Below are 22,849 nucleotides of genomic sequence, written 5' to 3'. Positions count from 1 at the left end.
AATACTAAGTAAAAACGGACCAGCCCTAAAATCGAGAGGATTGGCCTTGTTCGACCACCCCATATTGCCCACGACGATCGTCGGAAGCTACCCCCAGCCCGACTGGCTGATCGACCGCGAGCGATTGAAGGCCAGCCTGCCCCCGCGCGTCCGCGCCGAGACGCTGTGGCGCATCCCCGAACCGTGGCTCGCCGAGGCGCAGGAGGCCGCGACGCTGATGGCGATCCGCGATCAGGAAGAGATCGGCATCGACATCGTCGGTGACGGCGAGATGCGCCGCGAAAGCTATTCGAACCGGCTCGCGACCGCCTTGTCGGGGATCGACACCGAAAAGCACGGCACCGCGATCGACCGCACCGGCAACGCCAATCCCGTGCCGCTCGTCTCGGGCCCGATCCGCCGCGTCGCGCCGATCGAGGCGCAGGACGCCGCTTTCCTGCGCCGCCATGCGACCAGGCCGGTGAAGCTCACCCTGCCGGGCCCCTTCACCATGACGCAGCAGGCGGAGAACGGCTATTATCCCGATGCGCGGTCGCTCGCGATGGACTATGCCGACGCGGTCAATGCCGAGGTCAAGGATCTGTTCGCGGCCGGGGTCGACGTCGTCCAGCTCGACGAGCCCTATCTGCAAGCGCGCGCGGGTGAGGCGGGCGCCTATGCGATCGAGGCGATCAACCGCGCGCTCGACGGCGTGGGCGGCACCACCGCGCTGCACATCTGCTTCGGCTATGCGATGGTCCACCACGGCGCGGGCGCGACGGGGCCGAAGCCCAAGGCCTATGACTTCCTCGCCGAGCTTGAGGCGTCGGACATCGACGTGATCTCGATCGAGGCGGCGCAGCCGGGGCTCGACCCCGCGATCCTCGCCGAACTGCCGAGCAAGACGATCATGTACGGCGTGCTCGACCTGTCGATCCCAGAGGTCGAGACTCCCGAGGTGGTCGCGGGCCGCATCCGCGAGGCGCTGCGCTATATCGACGCCGAACGCCTGTGGATCGCGCCCGACTGCGGGATGAAATACCACAGCCGCGCGCATTCGCAGGCCAAGCTGAAAGCGATGGTCGACGGGGCGGCGCTGGTGCGGGCGGAGTTGAAATAGCCGTCATCCCCTCCCTGAAAGGGAGGGGTGCGAAGACTTGGCAGCTTGCTGCCTAGTCGTAGCGGGGTGGGTCTGCGTTTCAGGAAGAACGCCTGCGGCCACCCGCCCCCAGCCCCTCCCTTTCAGGGAGGGGAGCTATCGATCGATAAAGTCCGTCAGCAACGGCACCACCACCTCCGGCGTCTCGACCGTCGGCAGATGCCCGGCCCCCGGCACGACCTCCAGCCGCGCGCCGGGGATCGCCTCCGCGATCTCGTCATGGTGCGCGCGGCTGGTGATGCCGTCCCTTTCGCCCCAGATCAGCAGCACCGGCACCGCGATCTCGCCGAGCCGCGGGCGGCTGTCGATGCGCGCCATGATCGCGCGCTGCTGCGCAAGGAAAGTGTCGGCGCCGGTGTCGGCCGCCATCCGCCGCGCGATGCCGAGCAGCCGCGCGTCGCCGCGCTTCTCCTCGGGGAAGAGGATCGGGATGCGTTCCTCGACGACCTGGTCGAAGCGGCCGCTTTCGACGAGGTCTATATAGCCCTGCCGCCGCGCGGTCTGCGCCGGACCATCGGCCGAGGCGAGCGTCGATATCAGCACCAGTTTCGCGACGCGCTCGGGCGCGCGGCGCATCACCTCGAAAGCGACGAAGCCGCCCATCGCATGGGCGATCAGCACGAATTTCGGCGGCGCGTTGTCGAGCAAGCGCTGCGCGAAGCCTTCGATGCTGTCGTCGCTGCGATTGTCGGCGACGATTACGTCGCGGCCAGCCCATGCGTCGAGCAAAGGCTGCCACACGGCGTCGGTCAGAAGCTGGCCGGTGATGAGGACGATGGGGAGAGTCATGATTCAAATTCCTGGCCATCGTCATTGCGAGCGAAGCGAAGCAATCCAGAGCGGTTTATGCACACTCTGGATTGCTTCGCTTCGCTCGCAATGACGGAGGGAGATTCATACGACCCGATGCAGCAGCGCTTCGCCCGCCCCAAGCCGACGGCAATTTTCCTGCGCCACCGACAGGCTGCGTGCTAGCGTTTCGGGGGTCAGCCACGCGATATGCGGTGCGAGCACGGCGTTCGGCAGGCCGAGCAGCGGGTTGCTGCGCGGCAGCGGCTCCTCGGCGAACACGTCGAGCCCGGCGCCGCGCAGATGCCCCGACGCCAGCGCCTCGACCAGCCGCCCCTGATCGACGAGTTCGCCGCGCGCGGTGTTCACCAGCACCGCACCCTTCTTCATCGCAAAGGGATCGACGATGCCACGCGTCTCGTCGGTGAGCGGAATGTGGAGCGACACCACATCGCTCCCCGCCAGCAGGCGGTCGAGCGGCCAAAATTCGTAGGGAACCTCGCGCGCGCTCCGCGCGGTATAGACGACCCTTGCCCCCAGCGCGGCAAGCACCGGCGCCAGCAACTGCGCCGAATGACCGAAACCGACGAGCCCGACGGTGCGCCCCGCCACCTCTCCCACACTGTCGAGTTCGGACGGGTCGGCGGTCCATCCCTCCCCGGCCCGCGTCCGCGCGTCGAAGAAGCAGGTCCGGCGGAGTACCGCCATCGTCAGCGACAGCGCCATTTCGGCGACCGCCTGGCTGTTGGTGCCGGGCATGTTGCAGACGGCGGCCCCGTGCTCCCGCGCCGCATCAAGCGCGATCGTGTTGACCCCGACACCGAGCTTCTGGATCAGCTTGAGCTTCGGCGCCGACGCGATGAAGTCGGCCGTGACCGGCGTCAGCACATGGAGCAGCGCGGTGATTTCGTCCGCGACGTCATCGAGCGGCGCGGCCTCGTCGACATGGACGACGACGCCGGGACCGAAGATCGCATCGACGGCTTCACGGAAACCGGGGCTCGGGCGGGCGTGGAGAACGATCATGCCGTGACCCGGCCGATCGATCCGGCGAAGGCCGAAAAGCCGGCGAACTCCGCACCGGCTCCCATCGCCTCTTCGATCCGCAGCATCTCGTTCCACTTCGCCATCCGCTCGGAGCGGGTGAAGCTGCCGACCTTCAACTGCCCCGCGTCCCAGCCTGTCGCGAGGTGCGCGATGGTGACATCCTCGCTCTCGCCCGAGCGCGCCGAGACGATCGCGCCCCAACCGCGCGCGACCGCGGCGTCGAGCGCGGCCTTCGCCTCGGTGACCGTGCCGACCTGGTTGACCTTGATCAGCGCCGCGTTGCACACTGACGCTTCGCCTGCCCGCTCGACGCGCTCGGCGCTGGTGACGAGCACATCGTCGCCGATGATCTGTACCCGCTCGCCGATCGCTGCGGTCACCGCCGCCATCGCCGTCCAGTCGTCCTGCCCCGCCGGATCCTCGATCGACAGGATCGGATAGCGCTTTGCCCATTCGACAATGCGCGCCGCCATCTCTTCGCTGGTCAGGCGGCCGTCGTCGAGCGCGAGGCTGTAGCCCGAGGCGTCGCCGAGCTCGTTCGCCGCAATGTCGAGCGAGATGAACACCTCCTCGCCCGCGCGGTGCCCGCTCGCCTCGATCGCTTTGGTCAGCGTGTCCAGCGCATCCTCGTTCGACGCGAAATTCGGCCACCAGCCGCCCTCGTCGGCGACCCCCGACAGCGGCCCCTTCGCTTCCATCAATTTGCCCGCGGCGCGATAGACATCGTCGGTGATTTCGAGCGCGCGGCGAAAACTGCCCGCCTTCGGGCACATGATCATGAAATCCTGCACGTCGGTGCGCCGCCCGGCGTGCGCGCCGCCGCCGAAAATCTGGATTTCGGGGAGCGGCACGCGCACTTTGCGTCCCCCCGCGAGATAGCGCCACAGCGGCTCGCGCGCGTCCGCAGCGGCGGCGTGGAGAACCGCCATCGACACCGCGACGACCGCGTTCGCGCCGAGCCGCGCCTTGTTCGGCGTATTGTCGAGCGCACAGAGCGCCGCGTCGACCGCCGCCTGCTCGCGCGCATCCATCCCGGCGATCGCGCTCGCGATCTCCGACCCGATCCCGGCGACCGCGCGATTGACGCCATAGCCGCCGAAGGCCTCGCCGCCGTCGCGCAGGTCGATCGCCTCATGCGCACCGCGCGACGCGCCCGCAGGCGCGATGGCGCGGCCCACCGCGCCCGATTCGAGCACGACCTCGGCCTCGACGGTGGGCCGACCGCGCGAATCCCAGAGCTGGCGGCCGGTGACGGAGGCGATGCGCGACATCATGGAAGAGTCCTTTGCCAATGGGAAACGAGCGCGTCGAGCGGCGTCGGCGCCCGCAGCAATGCGCGCGCCTGGTCGCGCACGATGCGTCGATGATCGGGGTCGGTCAGATAGGGGGCGGGCGACTTGCCCTCGACGCGCGCGAGCAGCAGCGCGGCGGTCAGCTTGCCCGCGCGGAGCAGCAGGCCGGCGGGTTCTTCCCAATCGATGCCGGCACGATAGGCTTCGACAAGCGCCGCCGCCGACTGTCCGAGCCGTTCGTCGTCCAGCCACACCGCCTTGAGCAGCAGATGGGTCGTGCAAAAGGCCAGGTCGAAAGCGGGGTCGCCGTAAACCGCGCATTCGGCATCGAGGAACACCGGCCCCTCGGCACTGACGAGGATATTCTTGGGGCTGACGTCGCCGTGGACGAGCGCGACCTTGCGCGACGTGAGGTCGTCGGCGAGCGCATAAATCGCGGGGGCGAGCTCGGCATCCTTCTGCGCCACGAACAGCAGGAAGGGATCGACGCGCAGCGCGCGGAACATCGCGTCGGTGGGAAAGGCGTCGCGGTCGGCGGCGCTGTTCGCGGTCGCGGCGTGCACCGCGGCGATCGACCGGCCGACCGCGCCCGCGAAATCGACATCGACGCGCCCCGCGATCAACTCGTCCTTCCACACCGGGCAGCCGGGCACGAAGCGCATCGCGAAAGCGTGCCCGACCGGCAGCTCGGCGAGCACCTCGGGCGCGATGCGCGCATCGACGCCGCGCGCACGCCGCAGCCAGCGCACTTCGCTCTGCCCGCGCTCGACCGGCGCGTGCCATTCGGCGGCGACGCGCAATTGTTCGAGCGGCCGCTTGACGACGATCGGCCCGGTCGGCGTCTCGACCTTCCAGACATCGCACGACACGCCGCCGGTCAGCGGCTCGAGGACGACATCGCCCTCACCGACCAGACCGGCGTCGCGCAGTCCCGCAACAATCTCGGCGTCCGCCGTCACGTCAGAGCTTCTCCCGGATCCACGCGCCGACCAGATCGGCGGCATTTTGGCGCTCTTCGATCGAATCCTCGAAATAATGCGCGCCCTTGATCAGTTCGAGTTTCTTGTCGCTGGACCCGAGGAAGTCGAATATTTTCCGCGCGTCGCTGGGAAAGACGCCGGTATCGGCCGTCCCCTGCACGACCAGCGCGGGTGTGTCGTGCTTGGCGAGATGCGGCTGACCCTGGCACGGCGAGGTTTCGAGGCTCCACATGTTGAGCCACGTCTTGATCGTATTGGCGCGCCCGATGCTGGGCGTGCGGTTCGCGATCTTGGGGTCGCCGCGATAGCACCAGTTGGGCTTGCGGTCGGACGGGTCGATCGCCGGATCGACGCAGCGGATGTCGCCCCAGCAGCGGAACATCGGGAAGATGCGGTCGGGAATGCCCGCCGCGTTCAGGCGCGCGAGCTCGGCCTTCGCCCAGTCGGTGATGCGCTGGTTGCGGGCGCGCTGGCCGGCGCGATATCTGGCGATAAAGTCTTCCGAATAGGGCGGGCCGTTGTCGGGGTTGAACGGGTCGAGTTCGGGGTCGGTCAAAGTCGGATCATTCTCGTCGATCACCGAGGCGTCCATCCAGTCGGTCAGCACTTCGGGGCGTCCCTGATGCGCGTTGAAGCTGATATAGAGATCGCCCTTCACCAACTGCGCCAGCGCATCCTGCCCCACCGAAGGCAGCCGGTCGGTCAGCGTCGGCGCGATCGCCTCAGCCTGATAGGCGCCCATCAAGGAGCCGCCGCCCGAATTGCCGAGAATGACGATCTGCTCGACCCCGGCCTCTTCCTTCAGCCATTTCATGCCGACGCCGATGTCGAGCACCGCATGTTCGAGCAGGAACTGATCCTCGACCCCGCGATAACGCGTGTTCCAGCCGAGGAAGCCGAAGCCCTGGCGCGCGAAATAGGGCGCGATATAATGTTCGGAGAAGTCGACATTGTAATGGGTGGCGATGATCGCGACCTTCGGCCGCTTGCCCGCCTCGGTCCAGTAAATGCCCTGGCACGGATGCCCGCCCGCCTGGATGCGCGGCGCCGTCGGCGACACGCGTCCGATGAATTGCACATCCAGTCCTTCGATCCCGTTCGGGTCCATTAGCTTCTCTCCTGCTGGCTATCTCTCACCATCGTCATCCCGGACTTGATCCGGGATCCATATTTTCGACGCTGGTTGAATGGATCCCGGATCAAGTCCGGGATGACGAAAATGGGGAACATATTAACGGCTGACCTCAAAGGGCAGCTTATAGCCCTCCAGCCCGGCGCGGATCGCCTTCTTGTCGATCTTGCCCGTGGGGCCGAGCGGAATGCTGTCCACGAACAGCACGTCGTCGGGCATCCACCATTTGGCGATCTTGCCGTCGAGATACGCCTTGAGATCGTCGGCGGACGCGCTCGCGCCGGGTTTCAGCTCGCAGAGCAGGATCGGGCGCTCGTCCCATTTGGGATGCGCGATGCCGACGACCGCCGCGTTGGCGACCGCGTCATGCCCCATCGCGATATTCTCGATCTCGATCGAGCTGATCCACTCGCCGCCCGATTTGACCACATCCTTGGCGCGGTCGGTGATCTGCATATAGCCCTCGGCGTCGATCGTGCTGACATCGCCGGTGTCGAAAAAACCTTCGGCGTCGAGCACGTCGCCGCCATCGCCGCCATAATAGGCGCCCGCGATCGTCGGCCCCTTGATCATCAGCCGGCCCGGGGTCTTGCCGTCGTGCGGCAGGCGATTGCCCGCATCGTCGACCAGCTTCATCTCCAGCCCGCAGAGTAGGCGACCCTGCTTGAGCTTATAGGCCATCTGCTCGTCGTCGCCCTTCGCCGCGACCGGCGCATTGGGCACCGACACCGTGCCGAGCGGCGAGGTTTCGGTCATGCCCCAGCCCTGGATGACGTCGACGCCATAATCGTCGCGGAAGGTACGGATCAGCGATTCGGGGCACGCCGAGCCGCCGATGGTGACACGTTCCAGCGTCGTGAAGCGCTTGCCGTTTTCCTGCATATAGGTGAGCAGCATCTGCCATACCGTCGGGACCGCGGCCGAGTAAGTGACGCCCTCCGCCTCGATCAGATCATAGATCGATTCGCCGTCCATCCGCTGCCCCGGCAGCACCAGTTTCGCGCCGACCGCGGGCGCCGAATAGACGACGCCCCAGGCATTGGCATGATACATCGGCACGACGAGCAGCACCGTATCGCGCGCCGACAGCGCCAGCGCGTCGCGCTGCAAGGTCATCAGCGCATGGATGTAATTGGAGCGGTGCGAATAGAGCACGCCCTTGGGATTGCCCGTCGTCCCGCTGGTATAGCAGAGCCCGCAGGCGGCATTTTCGTCGAAGCCCCCCCACGCATATTCGATGGGCTGGTCCGCGACCCAGTCGTCGAAGGCGATCGCCGCGAAACTGGTCTTCGGCATCGAGGCCGCGTCGCAGAAGAGGATCACCGTCTCGATCGACGGCACCTGCGGCAGCAGCTCCTCGACCAGATCGACGGTCGCGGGGTCGGCGATCAATAGCCGGTCACCGGCATGATTGGCGATATAGGCAATCTGCTCCAGGAACAGCCGCGGGTTGAGCGTGTGAAGCACGACCCCCATTCCCGCCGCGCCGTACCAGGCGGCCAGATGCCGCGCGCTGTTCCAGCCCATCGTCGCGACGCGGTCGCCAGGCTTCATTCCCGCCGCCGCGAGCGCGTTGGAGACGCGCTTCGCATCCTTGCGGACATCGGCATAGGTCGTGCGGGTGACGCGCCCTTCGGCATCACGCGACACGATCTCGCGCGCGCCATGCCAGTTCGCGGCATGGTCGATGATCCGATCGACCGTCAGTGGCACATTCTGCATCAAACCGTCCATGCGGTGCTTCTCTCCCTCGGCTCTAAAAAGATAGTATACTAAGTATTTTGCTTTGGCAACGCCGCCCTGCCTTGCCTCGCGTCTCCTGCTCTTCTAGCGTGACCCTGCCGGCGCCCGCCGGCGACAGGGGTATATCGTCAGCATCCCATGCGCACCAATCAGCTTATCATCGCTCTGTTCCAGCGCTTCTGCTGGCTCGACGAAGGCCTTCAGTCGCGGCTTCACGATCGCGGCTGGCCCGATATCAGCCGGCCGCAATCGATGGTCATGACCAATATCGTCAGCGGCATCGTGCGCCCATCGGACATCGCGCGCAATCTGGGCGTATCGCGCCAGGCGATCCACAGCACGATCAACCAGATGGTGCGGCTCGGCATGGTCGAACTCACCCCCGACCCCGGCGACCGGCGGCACATGATCGTGTCGCTGACCCCGACCGGCGCGCGGATGCGGCAGGATGCGCAGCACGCGATGGACGCGCTGTCCGATCAGCTCGCCGAGCGGCTCGGCCACGACCGGTTCGACGCATTGCTCGCGGCGCTCGAGGCCGACTGGGGCGACAATATCGAGCGCAAGAGCTAAGCAGCGAGAGCCTTTGCCACCGTGACGAGCCGCGCTGCAGTCATGCCGACCAGCGTCGCGGGCAGCGCTTCGACGAGGTTGCCGTCGGCGTCGAAGGCGGCATGGGCGTTCGGCACCAGCACCTGCTCGGGAATGACCAATGTCTGGATCGTCGACAGAATCTGGCGCAGATGCATCAGGCCGCGCAGCCCGCCGAACGGGCTGATCGACGCCGCCATGACCGCACTCGCTTTTCCGCGATAGGCGCTGAGCGCAACGAGCGATTCGCCGCCGGTCGGGCGCGACGCCCAGTCGATGGCGTTCTTGAGCAAGGGCGATACCGAGCCATTATATTCGGGCGATACGAACAGCAGGCCATCCTGTTCCGCGAACAGCTGCTTCAGCCGTTCGGCATCGGCGGGGAAATCCCCGGCTTCGCGCGCCGCCGAATAAAGCGGCAGATCGAAATCGGCGAGATCGACGTCGGCGACGGCGGCGCCTTCCGCCTCCAGCGCCCCGACAGCGAGCTTTCCGAGCATCCGGTTGAACGACCCCTCGCGCGTGCTTCCCACGACAACCGCAATCCTGGTCAATTTTCCCTCCCGATAAAATGATTAGAATACTAATCTATTTCGGGAAGGCACCGCAACCGCTTTTGACGCCGCGGTCAGGCCTTGATGTCCGACAGCGTCGACAGCTTGGCGGTTTCGTCGGCCAGATTCTCGACGACGCGCCGCATCAGAAGCCGGAGCGTCTCGACCTCCTCGTCGGTCATGCCGCGGGTCGCGACCTTGTGCACTTCGGCATTCAGCGGCGCGAGGATCAGTTCGAGCTTCTTGGCGTGCGGCGTCAGATAGATGAAGGTCTTGCGCCGATCCTCCGCCGTCTTCTTGCGCGTGATGAAACCCGCCTTTTCGAGCCCCTTCAGCGCCACCACCGTCGTCGGCTCGCGCATCCCCACCCGTTCACTGAGTTCGCGCTGGGTGATGCCGTCCTCGCGCCAAAGCTGGCGCAGGAAACGCCATTGCCCCGCCGACACGTCATGGGCCAGCGTGCTGCGTTCGAGCAGGCGCGAAAAGGACCGGAAAACGATGCGCGCGAGATAGCCGATGCTGTTTTCCGGGTTGGTGTAATATTCCGCCGGATACCGGAAAGACTGGTTCTTCTTCGTCAAGGACTGTCCCCTTTGCGCGAACCTTAAGGGTCTATGATTCGCGCGGCAATAGCCACAGCGCACCGATAATATTGGACAGGGGCGCTCTTGCCATATACTTAGAATACTAAGTTATAGAAAGAGATTCGTGGAAAAATTCACCCGGCTGACGGCGGCGGCCGCGCCGCTGCCGCTCGCCAATGTCGATACCGACATGATCATTCCCGCGCGCTTCATGAAGGCGCTGTCGCGCAGCGGCCTCGGCAGGCACGCTTTTCAGGAACTTCGCTATGCGCCGGACGGCACCGAGCGCGCGGCCTTCGTCCTGAACGCCGCCCCATGCCGGAATGCCCAAATCCTGATCGCCGACCGGAATTTCGGCTGCGGATCGTCGCGCGAACATGCGGTGTGGGCGCTCGCCGATTTCGGCATCCGCTGCATTATCGCGCCAAGCTTTGGCGACATCTTCTCGAACAATGCGCGCAAGAACGGACTGCTGCTGATCCGGCTGCCCGACGAGGTTTGCGAACGGCTTCGCGAAGCGGTCGCGCTCGCGCAATTCGCGCCGCTGACCATCGACCTGATCGACCTGCGGATCACGCTCGCATCGGGCGAAGACATTGCGTTCGACGTCGACCCCGACGACCGGCGTACGCTGATCGAGGGGCTCGACGACATCGCGCGGACGATGCGGCACGAGGCCGCGATCGCGCGGTTCGAGCGGATAGCCTAATCGAGGCTCGCCGGGTCGGCGATGCACCCCGCGATCGCGCTGGCGGCGGCGAGCGCCGGGCTCATCAGGTGGGTGCGCCCGCCGCGTCCCTGGCGGTTCTCGAAATTGCGGTTCGAGGTCGCGGCGCAGCGTTCGCCGGGCTGCAATCGGTCGGGGTTCATGCCGACGCACATCGAGCATCCGGGCTCGCGCCAGTCGAAGCCCGCCGCGCGCAGCACGGCATCGATCCCTTCCGCCTCGGCCGCCCGCTTGACCAGCCCCGACCCCGGCACGACCATCGCGCGGACATGCGGCGCGACGCGGCGTCCGCGCACGATGTTCGCGACGACGCGCAGATCCTCGATCCGGCTGTTGGTGCAGCTGCCGATGAACACCCGGTCGAGCCGCGTCCCGGCGATCGGCTGCCCCGGCGCCAGCGCCATATAGGCGAGCGCGCGCCCGGCGGCGTCGCGGGCATCGCCGTTCGGTAGCCCGGCGGGGTCGGGAATCCGCCCGTCGATGCCGATCACCTGCGACGGGTTCGTGCCCCAGCTCACCATCGGCACCACATCGGCGGCATCGACGCGTATCTCGCGATCGAAAACGGCCGCTGCGTCGCTGGGCAGCGCCCGCCAGCGCGCCAGCGCCGCCGTCCACGCATCGCCCGCCGGCGCCGCCGCCCGGCCTTCGAGATAGGCGAAGGTCGTCGCGTCGGGCGCGACCAGCCCGGCTCGCGCGCCCATCTCGATGCTGAGATTGCACAGCGTCATCCGGCCTTCCATCGACAGTCCGCGCACCGCGCTTCCCGCATATTCGATGACATGCCCGGTCGCCCCGTCGACTCCGACCAGCCCGAGCAGGTGCAGCGCCAGATCCTTGGCATGGACGTGCGGCGCGAGGCGCCCCTCGACGCTGATCCGCATATTGCGCGACTTGCGCTGGCGGATCGTCTGCGTCGCGAGCACATGCTCGACCTCCGACGTGCCGATTCCGAAGGCGAGCGCCCCGAACGCGCCGTGGGTCGAGGTGTGGCTGTCGCCGCAGACGATCGTCATGCCCGGCTGCGAGCGCCCCTGTTCGGGGCCCACGACATGGACGATGCCGCCGCGCGGATCGCCCATCGGAAAATTCTCGATCCCGAAGCGGCGCGTGTTGGCGACGAGCGCCTCGAGCTGCGCCCGCGCCGCGGCGTCGGCGACGCCCGCCGGGCCCGCCGCCTGTCCCGCCGTCGGGACATTGTGATCGGACAGCCCCAGCGCGCGCTCCGGCCGCCGCACCGTCCGCCCCGCCGCCGCAAGCCCCGCGAAGGCCTGCGGCGAGGTCACTTCGTGGAGCAGGTGCAGGTCGATGTAGAGCAGGGTCTCGCCATCGTCCTCGGCGACGGCATGGGCATCCCACAGCTTGTCGTAGAGCGTGCGGGGGCCGGACGGCCGCATCGCCCGGCCCGCCTTCCCGTTCGCCGCGTCATCCGCCGGCTCCATATTGCCCTTTCCAATTTTCGATCGCATTTGCACCGTTGCGCCCCGACCGCTATTTACTTAGAATACTAATTATATAGGCCGAACGCAGGGTGCGGGGCAAGAGGCGCGAGGGGAGACGCACGATTTTAGACAGAGGACCGCTTCCGGCGACGCGCACCGCGGGCTTCGCGGCATGAACCCGATCTGGCTTCCCGCCTCGCTGTTCGGGGGCCTGTTCCAGGCGTGGCGCACCGCGCTCCAGCAGCGGCTGCGCGCAGAGCTCAGCGTCAGCGGCGCCGGTCTCGTGCGCTATCTTTATGGCCTGCCCTTTGCGGCGCTCTTCGCGGCCATCTGGCTCTGGGCGCACCCCGTCGCGATTCCCGCGCTCGGCCCCGCCTTTCTGGGCTTCGCGCTGGTCGGCGCGGTCGCGCAAATGGCGGGAACGATCCTGCTGATCCTCGCTTTCGGGCATCGCGGCTTCGTGGTCGGCACCGCCTTTTCCAAGACCGAGGCGATTCAGGTGGCGCTGGTGACCGCGCTCTTCTTCGGCGAGCGGCTGCCGCTGCTCGCCTGGGTGGGGATTGTCGCCGGCGTCGCGGGCGTGCTGACGCTCGCGCTGGCCGGACGCGGGATCACCGCGCGCGAGATACTGGGGTCGCTCGGGCAGCCCGCCGCGCTCCACGGCCTGGGGGCCGGGTCGATGTTCGCCTTCGCGGCGGTCGCGATCAAGTTCGCGACCGCCGAACTGCCCGGCCTCGACCTCGTCGCGTCGGCGCTCGTCACGCTGGTCGTCGTGATGGCGATGCAAAGCGCGCTTCATCTCGCGTGGATCGTCGCGCGCGATCGCGACACGCTCCGCGCCGTTGGGCGGACATGGCGCTCGTCGAGCCAGGTCGGCCTGTTGTCGGCGCTCGGTTCGGCCTGCTGGTATACCGGCTTCGCCGCCGCCCCCGCCGCGCTGGTGCGGATCGTCGGGCAGGTCGAAGTCGTCTTCACCATCGGCTTCGCGCATTTCTATCTGCGCGAACCCGTCCGCTGGCAGGAGGCCGCGGGGCTGTTCCTGGTCGTCATCGGCGTGGTCCTGGCGCTCGTCGCCACCCATTGACGGGCAAAGGGCAACTCAAGCCGCGGCGATATTTCCCCTGATCCCGTCGAAGCAGGCGGCGACGTGGCGAGCGTAAGGCAAGCCGCAATCGCGGATCACCAGCGCCTCCCCGTCCCATTCGATCACGCCCTTCTGCTCGAAATCCGACAGGGCGCCGCGGGCCGAAGCGATCTCAGCGGCGTCCAGATGCGCCCGCCCGTTGCACAGCAGGTCGCGGATATGCGCGGCCCGGCGCTGCTCCCGCGCATCGACGCGGACGCCTCGCGCCGCCGCGAGCCGGCCTTCGCCGACAAGGTCGCGATAGGGGCCCGATTTCTTCTCGTTCTGGACGATCAGGTCGGGGAATTTGCTGATCGCGCTGGCGCCGAAGCCGATGAGGACGGGGGCGTCGTCCTCGGTAAAGCCCTGGAAATTGCGGTTCACCCGCCCCTCGCGCGCCGCCACGGCGAGCGAATCGTCGGGACGCGCGAAATGGTCGAAGCCAACGGGGACATAGCCGGCGGCGGTCAGGCGCCGGTAACCGAGTTCGGCCTGCTCGAAACGCAGCCGCTGGCCGGGTAGCCGGCTCGCGTCGATCCGCCGCTGGCGCGCGATCATCTGCGGCAGATGGGCATAGCCGAAAAAGGCGATGCGGCTCGGCGCCAGCGCCAGCGCCTCGTCGATCGTCGCGTCGACATCGGCGAGCTCCTGCCCCGGCAGCCCGTACATCAGGTCGAAGTTGATCGCGTCGATGTCGCGCAGGCGCAGCGCCGCGACGGCGCGCTCGATATGCGACAGCGGCTGGATGCGCCCGATCGCCTGCTGGACGTGCGGCGCGAAGGTCTGGACGCCCAGGCTGACGCGCGTCACATGCGCCGCCGCGAGCACCAGCGCCCATTCGGACGAGAAACCGCGCGGGTCGAGCTCGATCGAGACGTCGGGGCGGTGCGCGTCGAAGACGGTGAGCAGCAGGTCGAGCAGCCGCACCAGCTCGACCGGCGCGATCGCGTTCGGGCTGCCGCCGCCGAAGGCGATGCGGCGAATGCGCCCGCGCCCGCCGAGCCGCTTCGCGACGAGCGCGATCTCTGCCCGGAGCGCCGTCAGATAATCGTCGAGCCGCTGCTTGCGTCCGGCGGCGCCAGTGTTGCAGCCGCAATACCAGCAGATATTCTCGCAAAAGGGGATGTGGACATAGAGCGAGACCGGCGTCGCCGAGTCCACCGCATCGAGCGCGCGCGCATAATCGTCGGCGCCGACGTCTTCGACGAACTCCATCGCGGTCGGATAGCTGGTGTAACGCGGCACCGGCTTTGCGAGCAGATCGGGATGATAGGTCCACATGTGGGCATCCTATGGGCAAACGTCCGCCGCGACATTGACCGGGATCAATCCTTGTTCGTCATTGCGAGCGAAGCGAAGCAATCCAGAGTAGGCGCAAACCGCTCTGGATTGCTTCGCTTCGCTCGCAATGACGATGCCAACCCAAATCCCCAACTCTGGGGCGCGGCCCTAGCAGCAGCCCTTCGGCCCCGCCCGTTTGCCCCGCCGGTCGCCAATCGCGTGGCAGGCCTTGGCGCAGTCGCGGCGCTGTTCGGGGTCGGCGGGATCGCCGGGGACGATCATCCGGTGCGTCCGGCCGCCGCACGCCGGGATCGTCAGCACATGCGCGTCGGCCACAGGCGGCTGCATCAGCGCCGCCGCGCCCAGCATCAGGACGATAGACCGCACGGTCATGGCGTATCATCCTCTTCCTCTTCTTCGACAAAGATGCGGAGCGCGGCGCCGTCGAGATCGTCGAACTGCCCGCCGCGCAGCGACCAGAAGAAGGCGGCAAGACCGATGAGGCCGAGGCCGAGCGCGACCGGGATCAGGACGAGCAGCCCGTTCACCGCGCCGCGCCCTTCAGCCGCAGCGCGTTGCCGACGACGATCAGCGACGATCCCGACATGGCGATGGCGGCGACCAGCGGCGTCACATAGCCCATGAAGGCAAGCGGCACGGCGATGACGTTATAGCCGATCGCGAGCGTGAAATTCTGCCGTACGATCGCCTGCGTCCGCCGCGCGACGCGGATCGCCTGCACCACCGGCATCAGCCGGTCGCCGAGGAAGATGCAGTCGGCGGCATTCTTGCCCGCGTCGCTCGCCGAGCCCGGCGCGATCGAGGCGTGGCCCGCGGCGAGCGCGGGACCGTCGTTGAGCCCGTCGCCGATCATCAGCACCTTGTGCCCCGCCACCGCCTGCCGCGCGATGGCGGCGAGCTTGTCCTGCGGACTCATGCCGGTCTGGGCGGTGAGGCCGAGCGCGCGCGCGACCGGCGCGACGGCGGCAGCGCGGTCGCCCGACAATATGGTCGGCGCGACGCCCGCCTGTTCCAGCGCGGCGATCGTTTCGGCGGCATCGGGACGCAGCGCGTCGGCGAAGCGGACAGTGATCGCCGGAACGCCGTCGACCGCCAGCTCGGTCGCGAGCGCGCTGTCGTCGGCGGGCTGCGCCGGGCGGCCGAGCGTCACCCGCTGCCCTTCCCACAAGGCCTCAACCCCAAAGCCGGGGGTCTCGCGGATCGCCTCGACCGCCACCGGCATGACGTCCATCACCGTCAGGTCGCGGGTCAGGGCCTCGCTGAGCGGATGGCGGCTGGCGCGTGCGAGCGCGAGCAACAATCCACGCGCGGTCGTATCGGCTTCGTCGAGGTTCGTCGCGACCGGGCGGCCAAGCGTCAGCGTTCCCGTCTTGTCGATCATCGCGCGGTCGACCTCGGCCAGCCGTTCGAGCGCCGATCCGTCCTTCACCAGCACCCCGACGCGCATCAGCGTGCCCGCCGCGACGATCTGCGCCGCCGGCACTGCGAGGCCGAGCGCGCAGGGACAGGTGATGATCAGCACCGCGACCGCGATCAGCAGGCTGTGATGCCAGCCCGCGCCCGCGATCATCCAGCCGGCGAAGGCAAGCAGCGCCAGCGTGTGGACGGCGGGCGCATAGTAACGCGCCGCGCGGTCGGCGATGCGAACATAACGCGACTTGCCCTGCGCCGCCTCGCCCATCAGCCGCGCGATGTCGGCGATCGCGGTGTCGGCGCCCGCCGCGGTCACCCGGACGCGGATCGGCGCCTCGACGTTCAGCGTCCCGGCGTGGACCGGATCGCCGAGCCGCACCTCCTGCGGCGCGCTCTCGCCGGTCAGCAGCGACAGGTCGATCCGGCTGGCGCCGCCGGTGATGACGCCGTCCGCCGACAGGCGCTCGCCCGCCGCGACGAGCATCACCATGCCGGGCTGGAGCGCGGTGGCGTCGACCCAGCGGCTCGTCTCGTCGGCGCCGACGACCATCGCGCCGGTGCCCATGTTGCGGAGCAGCGCGGTCACCCCGCCGCGCGCGCGGTCGCGCATCACGCTGTCGAGCCAGCGGCCGCAGAGCAGGAAGAAAAGCAGCATCACCACGCCGTCGAAATAGGCGTGGGGGCCGTGCGTCGCGGTTTCGTAGAGGCTGAGCGCGGTCGCGATCAGCACTCCGATGCTGATCGGCACGTCCATGTTAGTCCGGCCGTGGCGCACCGCGCGCCACGCCGAGCGGAAGAAGCTGCGCCCGGCATAGGCCACGGTAGGCAGCGCGATCGCCGCCGAGAGCCAGTGGAACAGATCGCGCGTCGCGCCGCTCGCGCCCGACCAGACCGACACCGACAGCAGCATGATGTTCATCATCGCGAAGCCCGCGACCGCGACCGCGCGCAGCAGCGCCCGGCTGTCGGACGCGCCGCCGTCGACCTCGGCCGGGCCGTCGCCGATCGGATGCGCTTCGAACCCGAGCAGCGAGAAGGCGCCGATCAGCTCGGGCGTTTCGGCGTCGGGGGTGCAGGAGATATGCACGCGCTTTTCGGTGAAATTAACGCGCGCCGCCGCGATCCGCCGGTCGCGCACCAGCCCCTGTTCCAGCTTGGCGATGCAGCCCGCGCAGCGGATGTCGGGCACCGCGAAATCGCGCTCGATGAGCGAGGCGGCGGCTTCGGTCATTTGAGGTCGATCCGGTAGCGCGCCTCGTCGGTGCCGCGATGCACCGACAGGTCGAGCTGCCAGCGCCCGGCGGGCAGCGCATCGAGCGAGCGCAGCGTGCCGTCCGCCGCGGGCGCGAAGCGCATCGCGCGCGCGGGCGTCTGGCCGAGTGGGTGGCGAAGGGTCGCAACGATGCGCAACCCCTCCACCGCCGCGCCGTCCTTACGGACGGTCAGCCGGACGTGGCGGTCCGCATCGACCGTGACGCTCCTGTCCCAGCCGAGCCGGTCCTGCGCGTCGGCGCGCGCAAGCCATTCGTTGTAATGCTGGCTCGCGACATAGCTGTTGTCGACGACAGTGCCGCCGAAGGTCGACAGCGCGAAGCTGGCCATCACGATATTGACGCTGATGACGACGCCGAAGAAGGCGACGAGGATCATCGCCGCATGGCGCCCGGTGAAGGGCTTGCGTTCGGGCTCGTCGGTCATGGCTCGGTCCCCGGGCGGTCGAACTGGATCGTCTCGCGGTCGCCGCGCGGATCGTCGTCGAGCGCGCGCACCGCGATGGTGAAATCCTGCCGCGCCGGGCCCGCACCGGGGGCGACGACGAACAGCTTCGCGCTCGTCACGCTGTCGGGCGCGAGCGGCATCCGCAGGCTCTGCCCCGCGGTTTCGCGCGCGCCGTCCTCGGTCCACAGCCGCGCGCCGGGCAGGCCGCTCAGCGTCACCTCGACGTCACGCGGGCGAAGCTCCATGTTGCGCAGCTTCAGCGTATAATTGTTGCGGATCGCGCCGTCGGACAGCTGGACATAGAGCGGGCTGCGCTCGTGCTGGACGGCGAGGTCGAGCCTGGTGCGCTGGCCGAGGGTGAAGAGCATCGCGAGGCCGATCGCGCCCCACAGGCCGAAATAGATCAGGGTGCGCGGGCGGAACAGCGTCTTGCGGATCGGCGGCGCGATCCCGCCCGCCTTTTCGGTCGCGGCGTCGTCGAGGGTGCAATAATCGATCAGCCCGCGCGGCCGCCCGACCTGCGCCATCACGCTGTCGCAGGCGTCGATGCAGAGGGCGCAGGTGATGCAGCCGATCTGCGGCCCCTCGCGGATATCGATGCCGGTCGGGCAGACCGCAACGCACTGGTTGCAATCGACGCAGTCGCCGAAGGCGCCGGGGTTCTTCTCGGCCTTCTTGACGCTGCCGCGCGGTTCGCCGCGCCAGTCCTTATAGGTCACGAGCAGCGACTTCTCGTCCATCATCGCGGTCTGGATGCGCGGCCAGGGGCACATATAGATGCACACCTGCTCGCGCAGGAAGCCGCCGAGGACGAAGGTCGTCGCGGTGAGCACCGCCACGGTGACATAGGCGACCGGCGCCGCCTGCCCCGCCCAGAAATCGTGCGTCAACGTCGGCGCGTCGGCGAAATACATGATCCACGCGCCGCCGGTCCAGAAGGCGACGGTCAGATAAATCGCATATTTGACCGTCCGCTTCGCGATCTTCTCCGCCGTCCACGGCCCGTTCGCGAGGCGGATCTGCGCGTTGCGGTCGCCGTCGATCAGCCGGTCGACATACTGGAACAGGTCGGTCCACACCGTTTGCGGGCAGGCATAGCCGCACCAGGCGCGCCCGACCGCGCTGGTGACGAGGAACAGCCCGATCCCCGCCATGATGAGCAGGCCCGCGACATAATAGAATTCATGCGGCCAGATCTCGATCTGGAACATATAGAATCGCCGGTTGGCAAGGTCGACGAGCACCGCCTGATCGGGCGCGTGCGGGCCGCGATCCCAGCGAATCCACGGCGTTCCGTAATAGATCGCCAGCGTGACCGCCATGATCGCCCATTTGAAGCGCCGGAACGGGCCGTCCACCTTCTTGGGGTAGACGCCCTTGCGCGCCGCATAGAGCGAGCCATGCTCGCCGGTCAGGTCTTCAGGGCTGGCCATCGGCTCCCCGTCCTTCCGCCGTCGCGGCCGCCGGGGCCGGCGCCGGCGCCTTTTCGCCGCCGCCGAGCGAATAGACATAGGCGGCGAGCATCTTGATCGTCACCGGGTCGAGCCGCGCGCCCCAGCGCGGCATCACGCCGTTGCGCGGCTGGGTCACCGTCGCGGTGATGCTCGCGCGGTCGCCGCCATAGAGCCAGATGGCGTCGGTCAGCTTCGGCGCGCCGACCTCGCGCCCGCCGTCGCCGGCGGGGCCATGGCACACCGCGCAATTCGCCTCGAACAGCACGGCGCCGCGCGCCGACGACGCACTCGGCTTTTCCTGATGGCTGATGACGCGGACGTGGCTGACGACGTCGGCGATCTGCGCGGGTTCGAGGATGCCGTCGCGCCCGAAAGCGGGCATCTGGCTGGTCCGCGTCGCCGCATGATCGGGATTCCGGATGCCGTGGGTGATCGTATATTCGATCGTGGAAAGGTCGCCGCCCCACAGCCAGTCGTCGTCGGTCAGGCTGGGATAGAGTTTCTTGACCCCCGCGCCGCCCGCGCCGTGGCACTGGACGCAATGGACGCGAAAGGCGGCCGCCCCGCCCTGCACCGCCGCCTGCATCAGCGCGGGCTTCGCGGGCAGGTCGGCGATCGCGGTCGCGGCGATCGCGTTCATCACCGGGGCGCGGCGCTGCGCGTCGGCCTGCATCTCCTGTTCGAGCTGGCCGCGGCTGCTCCAGCCGAGCACGCCCTCGGTCGCGCCATGGATCATCGGCCAGGCGGGATAGAGGATGACATAGACGATGCCCCAGACGATCGTCGCATAGAGCGACCACAGCCACCAGCGCGGCATCGGCGTGTCGAGTTCCTCGATGCCGTCCCATTCGTGACCCGACGTCGCCGTCCCCGTCACGTCGTCGATGCGCTTATGATCGGCCATTGTCGTCTTCCTTGAAGATCATGTTCGCGGCTTCGTCATGGTGACGGCGGGCGCCCTTGCGGAACGGCCAGGCGATGAAGAGGAGGAACATCGCCACCATGACGATCAGGCCCCAGCTATCGGCGAAATGCCGGACTTCGTCATAGCTCATCGCGCCGCTCCGGGGGTCGTGTCGGGCACATGCGCCTGTTCCTGCGGCGCCGCCTTCTCGACATCGACGAGCGTGCCGAGCATCTGGAGATAGGCGATCAGCGCGTCCATCTCGGTCACCCGCGACGGGTCGCCGTCGAAATCGCGCACCTGCGCCTTGGGGTAGCGCTTGACGAGATCGCCGGCGCCCGCATTCGGATCGGCCTGCGCGCGGATGTCCTCGTTCGCCTTCGCGATGTCGGCCTTGGTATAGGGAACGCCGACGCGGTAGAGCGCGGTCAGGTCGCGCGCCATGTCGCCCGCGCCCAGATCGCGATCGGCGAGGAAGGCATAGCCGGGCATGATCGATTCGGGGACGACGCTGCGCGGGTCGATCAGATGCGCCTTGTGCCATTCGTCCGAATAGCGTCCACCGACGCGCGCGAGGTCGGGCCCGGTGCGCTTCGACCCCCATTGGAACGGATGGTCGTACATGCTCTCCGCCGCCAGGCTGTAGTGGCCATAGCGTTCGACCTCGTCGCGGAACGGACGGATCATCTGGCTGTGGCAGGTATAGCAGCCCTCGCGGATATAGATGTTGCGCCCCGCGAGTTCGAGCGGCGTGTAGGGCCGCATCCCGTCGACCTTCTCGATCGTGTTGTCGATCCAGAACAGGGGTGCGATCTCGACGATGCCGCCGATCGCGACGGCGATCAGCGAGAAGAAGCCGAGCAGGCTGACATTGCGTTCGAGCTTCTTGTGGCTGAAGCGCTTTTCGGCAGGTTGGGTCGCCATTTGCCTTGGCTCCTTATTCGGCGGGAACGGGCGCGAGCGGACGGTCCGCGGCGGCGTTGTAGGGAGTCTCGGTCATCGGCTTTTCCGCGCGGACCTTGCCCGCGAGCGTCGCCCAGACATTGTAGACGAGCAGCAGGAAGCCGGCGAGATACATCGCCCCGCCCGCGGCGCGGATCAGATACATCGGATGCATCGCCGCGACGGTCTCGGCAAAGCTGTAGACGAGGTAGCCGTCGGCGCCATATTCGCGCCACATCAGCCCCTGCATGATCCCCGCGACCCACATCGAGGCGGCGTAGAAAACGATCCCCAGCGTCGCGAGCCAGAAGTGCCAGTTGACCATGCGCAGCGAATAGAGCCGCGGACGCCCCCACAGGCGCGGCACCAGATAATAGACGGCGGCAAAGGTGATCATGCCGTTCCAGCCGAGCGCCCCGGCATGGACGTGCGCGATCGTCCATTCGGTATAGTGGCTGAGGCTGTTGAACGCCTTCACCGACAGCATCGGACCCTCGAAGGTCGCCATGCCATAGAAAGCCAGCGCGACGACCATCATGCGGATGATCGGGTCGGTACGAATCTTGTCCCATGCGCCGTTGAGCGTCATCAGCCCGTTGATCATGCCGCCCCAGCTCGGCATCCACAGCACGACCGAAAACACCATGCCCAGCGTCTGCGCCCAGTCGGGCAGCGCCGTATAATGCAGGTGGTGCGGTCCGGCCCAGATGTAGAGGAAGATCAGCGACCAGAAGTGAAGGATCGACAGGCGATAGCTGTAGATCGGCCGCTCCGCCTGCTTGGGCACGAAATAATACATCATCGCGAGGAAGGGCACGGTCAGGAAGAAGGCGACCGCATTATGCCCATACCACCATTGCGTCAGCGCATCCTGCACCCCGGCAAAGGCCGAATAGCTCTTCGACCCGAAGATCGTCGCCGGAACCGACAGATTGTTGACGATGTGGAGCATCGCGATGGTGACGATGAAGCTGAGGTAAAACCAGTTGGCGACATAGATATGCGGCTCGCGGCGTTTGACGATCGTGCCGACGAAGACGATGAAATAGACAACCCAGACGATCGTCAGCCACAGGTCGACATACCATTCGGGCTCGGCATATTCGCGCGCCTCGGTGACCCCCATGACGTAGCCGGTGGCCGCGAGCACCAGAAAGAGCTGATAGCCCCAGAAGACGAAACGCGCGGCGCCCGGAAAGGCGAGCCGCGCGCGGCAGGTGCGCTGGACGACGTAGAAGCTCGTCGCGATCAGCGCATTGCCGCCGAAGGCGAAGACCACGGCCGACGTGTGCAGCGGGCGCAGCCGCCCGAAGCTGGTATATTCGATGCCGAGATTGAGCGCCGGAAAGGCGAGCTGCAACGCGATATAGAGGCCGACCGCAAGCCCCGCGACGCCCCAGAAGATGGTGGCGATGACGCCCCAGCGCACCGGGTCGTCGTCATAAGCGCCCTCGTCGGGCGGCATCTTCAAAAGGCCGCGCGCCATCCCGCCATAATCGGCGGCCGAGAGGCGGCTCCACAGGACGATCAGGCAGGCGACCGCGACGATGACCATATGCACGGCAAAGGGCGTGTCGACCGCCAGCGCCGCAAAGACAAGCGCCAGCAGGGCCAGCCCCATCCAGCCGCCCGCCTTGAAAACCAGATCGTCCATCATCGCGAATCCCCGTTCGGTGCGGCTCCATCGGCCAGCCCATCGAAGTCCATGGCCGCGCGCGCGGCCCGGAACATTGACCTGGATCAATGAAAAATGTTGCGGCGCGTCAATGGGACGATTTGTCCCAGGCGGCGGAAGAAAAACGCCGCGTGGAAGGCCCACGCGTTTAACCGGCGCCACCTCTCTCCCGTTCGTGTCGAGCCCTTCGCCTGCCTAGGGATTGTGGGGATTCAGCTTTCAGCCGTTCGATTATGGAAAAGCCGTGTTCCCCCGCGAAGGCGGGGGTCCAGAGCAGCCCTGCGCCAGCCCGCTCTGG

The 22,849-nt window shown here is 67.4% G+C and carries 23 protein-coding genes; 4 read left to right on the top strand and 19 right to left on the bottom strand.

Annotation, left to right across the window (positions count from 1 at the left end; all coding sequences use genetic code 11):
- Nucleotides 1-46 precede the first annotated feature (46 nt).
- Nucleotides 47-1,099, top strand: a complete 1,053-nt coding sequence (locus OJI97_RS07125) for a cobalamin-independent methionine synthase II family protein (protein ID WP_297662364.1) — start codon at nucleotides 47-49, stop codon at nucleotides 1,097-1,099.
- Nucleotides 1,100-1,234: 135 nt separating this feature from the next.
- On the opposite strand, the gene OJI97_RS07120 is transcribed toward OJI97_RS07125, so the two are convergent.
- The 6 genes from OJI97_RS07120 to OJI97_RS07095 all read right to left on the bottom strand — a co-directional run bounded on the left by OJI97_RS07120 (nucleotide 1,235) and on the right by OJI97_RS07095 (nucleotide 8,112).
- Nucleotides 1,235-1,927: an alpha/beta fold hydrolase gene (locus tag OJI97_RS07120; RefSeq protein WP_297662363.1), complete on the bottom strand. Its 693-nt coding sequence runs from the start codon at nucleotides 1,925-1,927 to the stop codon at nucleotides 1,235-1,237.
- A gap of 105 nt (nucleotides 1,928-2,032) precedes the next feature.
- A complete protein-coding gene (locus OJI97_RS07115) occupies nucleotides 2,033-2,953 on the bottom strand; it encodes an NAD(P)-dependent oxidoreductase (RefSeq protein ID WP_297662362.1) in 921 nt (306 codons plus the stop codon).
- Complete coding sequence (eno, locus tag OJI97_RS07110) at nucleotides 2,950-4,248, bottom strand: phosphopyruvate hydratase (protein WP_297662361.1); 1,299 nt, start codon at nucleotides 4,246-4,248, stop codon at nucleotides 2,950-2,952. Before eno ends, OJI97_RS07115 begins: the two co-directional genes overlap by 4 nt.
- Nucleotides 4,245-5,225: an aminoglycoside phosphotransferase family protein gene (locus OJI97_RS07105; protein WP_297662360.1), complete on the bottom strand. Its 981-nt coding sequence runs from the start codon at nucleotides 5,223-5,225 to the stop codon at nucleotides 4,245-4,247. The genes eno and OJI97_RS07105 overlap by 4 nt, the downstream gene beginning before the upstream one ends.
- A gap of 1 nt (nucleotide 5,226) precedes the next feature.
- Nucleotides 5,227-6,324: an alpha/beta hydrolase gene (locus OJI97_RS07100; RefSeq protein WP_297662359.1), complete on the bottom strand. Its 1,098-nt coding sequence runs from the start codon at nucleotides 6,322-6,324 to the stop codon at nucleotides 5,227-5,229.
- A gap of 153 nt (nucleotides 6,325-6,477) precedes the next feature.
- A complete protein-coding gene (locus OJI97_RS07095) occupies nucleotides 6,478-8,112 on the bottom strand; it encodes a long-chain-fatty-acid--CoA ligase (protein ID WP_297662358.1) in 1,635 nt (544 codons plus the stop codon).
- A gap of 147 nt (nucleotides 8,113-8,259) precedes the next feature.
- Here OJI97_RS07095 and OJI97_RS07090 point away from each other — a divergent pair, with 147 nt between their 5' ends.
- On the top strand, nucleotides 8,260-8,694 hold the full coding sequence (locus OJI97_RS07090; protein WP_297662357.1) for a MarR family winged helix-turn-helix transcriptional regulator: 435 nt from the start codon (nucleotides 8,260-8,262) through the stop codon (nucleotides 8,692-8,694).
- On the opposite strand, the gene OJI97_RS07085 is transcribed toward OJI97_RS07090, so the two are convergent.
- Entirely contained in the window at nucleotides 8,691-9,266 is a 576-nt protein-coding gene (locus OJI97_RS07085) for an NADPH-dependent FMN reductase (RefSeq protein ID WP_297662356.1), read from the bottom strand. The two genes, OJI97_RS07090 and OJI97_RS07085, sit on opposite strands and share 4 nt — an antisense overlap.
- A 74-nt stretch (nucleotides 9,267-9,340) precedes the next feature.
- The gene (locus OJI97_RS07080; protein WP_297662355.1) at nucleotides 9,341-9,847 is read right to left on the bottom strand and encodes a MarR family winged helix-turn-helix transcriptional regulator; all 507 of its coding nucleotides are present in this window, start codon (nucleotides 9,845-9,847) and stop codon (nucleotides 9,341-9,343) included.
- A gap of 127 nt (nucleotides 9,848-9,974) precedes the next feature.
- On the opposite strand from OJI97_RS07080, the gene leuD reads away from it, so the two are divergent.
- Entirely contained in the window at nucleotides 9,975-10,559 is a 585-nt protein-coding gene (gene leuD, locus OJI97_RS07075; protein WP_297662354.1) for a 3-isopropylmalate dehydratase small subunit, read from the top strand.
- On the opposite strand, the gene leuC is transcribed toward leuD, so the two are convergent.
- The gene (gene leuC, locus OJI97_RS07070) at nucleotides 10,556-12,019 is read right to left on the bottom strand and encodes a 3-isopropylmalate dehydratase large subunit (RefSeq protein ID WP_297662353.1); all 1,464 of its coding nucleotides are present in this window, start codon (nucleotides 12,017-12,019) and stop codon (nucleotides 10,556-10,558) included. The genes leuD and leuC overlap by 4 nt on opposite strands.
- A gap of 172 nt (nucleotides 12,020-12,191) precedes the next feature.
- On the opposite strand from leuC, the gene OJI97_RS07065 reads away from it, so the two are divergent.
- A complete protein-coding gene (locus OJI97_RS07065; protein ID WP_297662352.1) occupies nucleotides 12,192-13,103 on the top strand; it encodes a DMT family transporter in 912 nt (303 codons plus the stop codon).
- A gap of 15 nt (nucleotides 13,104-13,118) precedes the next feature.
- On the opposite strand, the gene hemN is transcribed toward OJI97_RS07065, so the two are convergent.
- The 10 genes from hemN to ccoN form a co-directional block, all read right to left on the bottom strand.
- Entirely contained in the window at nucleotides 13,119-14,423 is a 1,305-nt protein-coding gene (gene hemN, locus OJI97_RS07060) for an oxygen-independent coproporphyrinogen III oxidase (RefSeq protein ID WP_297662351.1), read from the bottom strand.
- 168 nt (nucleotides 14,424-14,591) lie between these two features.
- A complete protein-coding gene (locus tag OJI97_RS07055) occupies nucleotides 14,592-14,816 on the bottom strand; it encodes a hypothetical protein (protein ID WP_297662350.1) in 225 nt (74 codons plus the stop codon).
- Entirely contained in the window at nucleotides 14,813-14,971 is a 159-nt protein-coding gene (ccoS, locus tag OJI97_RS07050) for a cbb3-type cytochrome oxidase assembly protein CcoS (protein WP_297662349.1), read from the bottom strand. The genes OJI97_RS07055 and ccoS overlap by 4 nt, the downstream gene beginning before the upstream one ends.
- Nucleotides 14,968-17,088: a heavy metal translocating P-type ATPase gene (locus OJI97_RS07045; RefSeq protein ID WP_297662348.1), complete on the bottom strand. Its 2,121-nt coding sequence runs from the start codon at nucleotides 17,086-17,088 to the stop codon at nucleotides 14,968-14,970. Before OJI97_RS07045 ends, ccoS begins: the two co-directional genes overlap by 4 nt.
- Nucleotides 17,085-17,555, bottom strand: coding sequence for a FixH family protein (locus OJI97_RS07040; RefSeq protein WP_297662347.1), 471 nt, complete (start codon nucleotides 17,553-17,555; stop codon nucleotides 17,085-17,087). Before OJI97_RS07040 ends, OJI97_RS07045 begins: the two co-directional genes overlap by 4 nt.
- Nucleotides 17,552-19,009, bottom strand: a complete 1,458-nt coding sequence (gene ccoG / locus OJI97_RS07035; RefSeq protein WP_297662346.1) for a cytochrome c oxidase accessory protein CcoG — start codon at nucleotides 19,007-19,009, stop codon at nucleotides 17,552-17,554. Before ccoG ends, OJI97_RS07040 begins: the two co-directional genes overlap by 4 nt.
- Nucleotides 18,996-19,934: a cytochrome-c oxidase, cbb3-type subunit III gene (gene ccoP / locus OJI97_RS07030; RefSeq protein WP_297662345.1), complete on the bottom strand. Its 939-nt coding sequence runs from the start codon at nucleotides 19,932-19,934 to the stop codon at nucleotides 18,996-18,998. The genes ccoG and ccoP overlap by 14 nt, the downstream gene beginning before the upstream one ends.
- A complete protein-coding gene (locus OJI97_RS07025; protein ID WP_095386793.1) occupies nucleotides 19,921-20,085 on the bottom strand; it encodes a cbb3-type cytochrome c oxidase subunit 3 in 165 nt (54 codons plus the stop codon). The genes ccoP and OJI97_RS07025 overlap by 14 nt, the downstream gene beginning before the upstream one ends.
- Nucleotides 20,082-20,858: a cytochrome-c oxidase, cbb3-type subunit II gene (gene ccoO, locus OJI97_RS07020; protein ID WP_297662344.1), complete on the bottom strand. Its 777-nt coding sequence runs from the start codon at nucleotides 20,856-20,858 to the stop codon at nucleotides 20,082-20,084. The genes OJI97_RS07025 and ccoO overlap by 4 nt, the downstream gene beginning before the upstream one ends.
- 13 nt (nucleotides 20,859-20,871) lie before the next feature.
- Nucleotides 20,872-22,530 (bottom strand): cytochrome-c oxidase, cbb3-type subunit I, encoded by a 1,659-nt coding sequence (ccoN, locus tag OJI97_RS07015; RefSeq protein WP_297662343.1) that lies wholly within the window; start codon nucleotides 22,528-22,530, stop codon nucleotides 20,872-20,874.
- Nucleotides 22,531-22,849 lie beyond the last annotated feature (319 nt).

This window comes from Sphingopyxis sp. (genome assembly GCF_025869345.1).
Lineage (GTDB): Bacteria > Pseudomonadota > Alphaproteobacteria > Sphingomonadales > Sphingomonadaceae > Sphingopyxis.
Note: the sequence above shows the minus strand (reverse complement) of the source record. Positions and strands in the feature narration are given on the sequence as shown.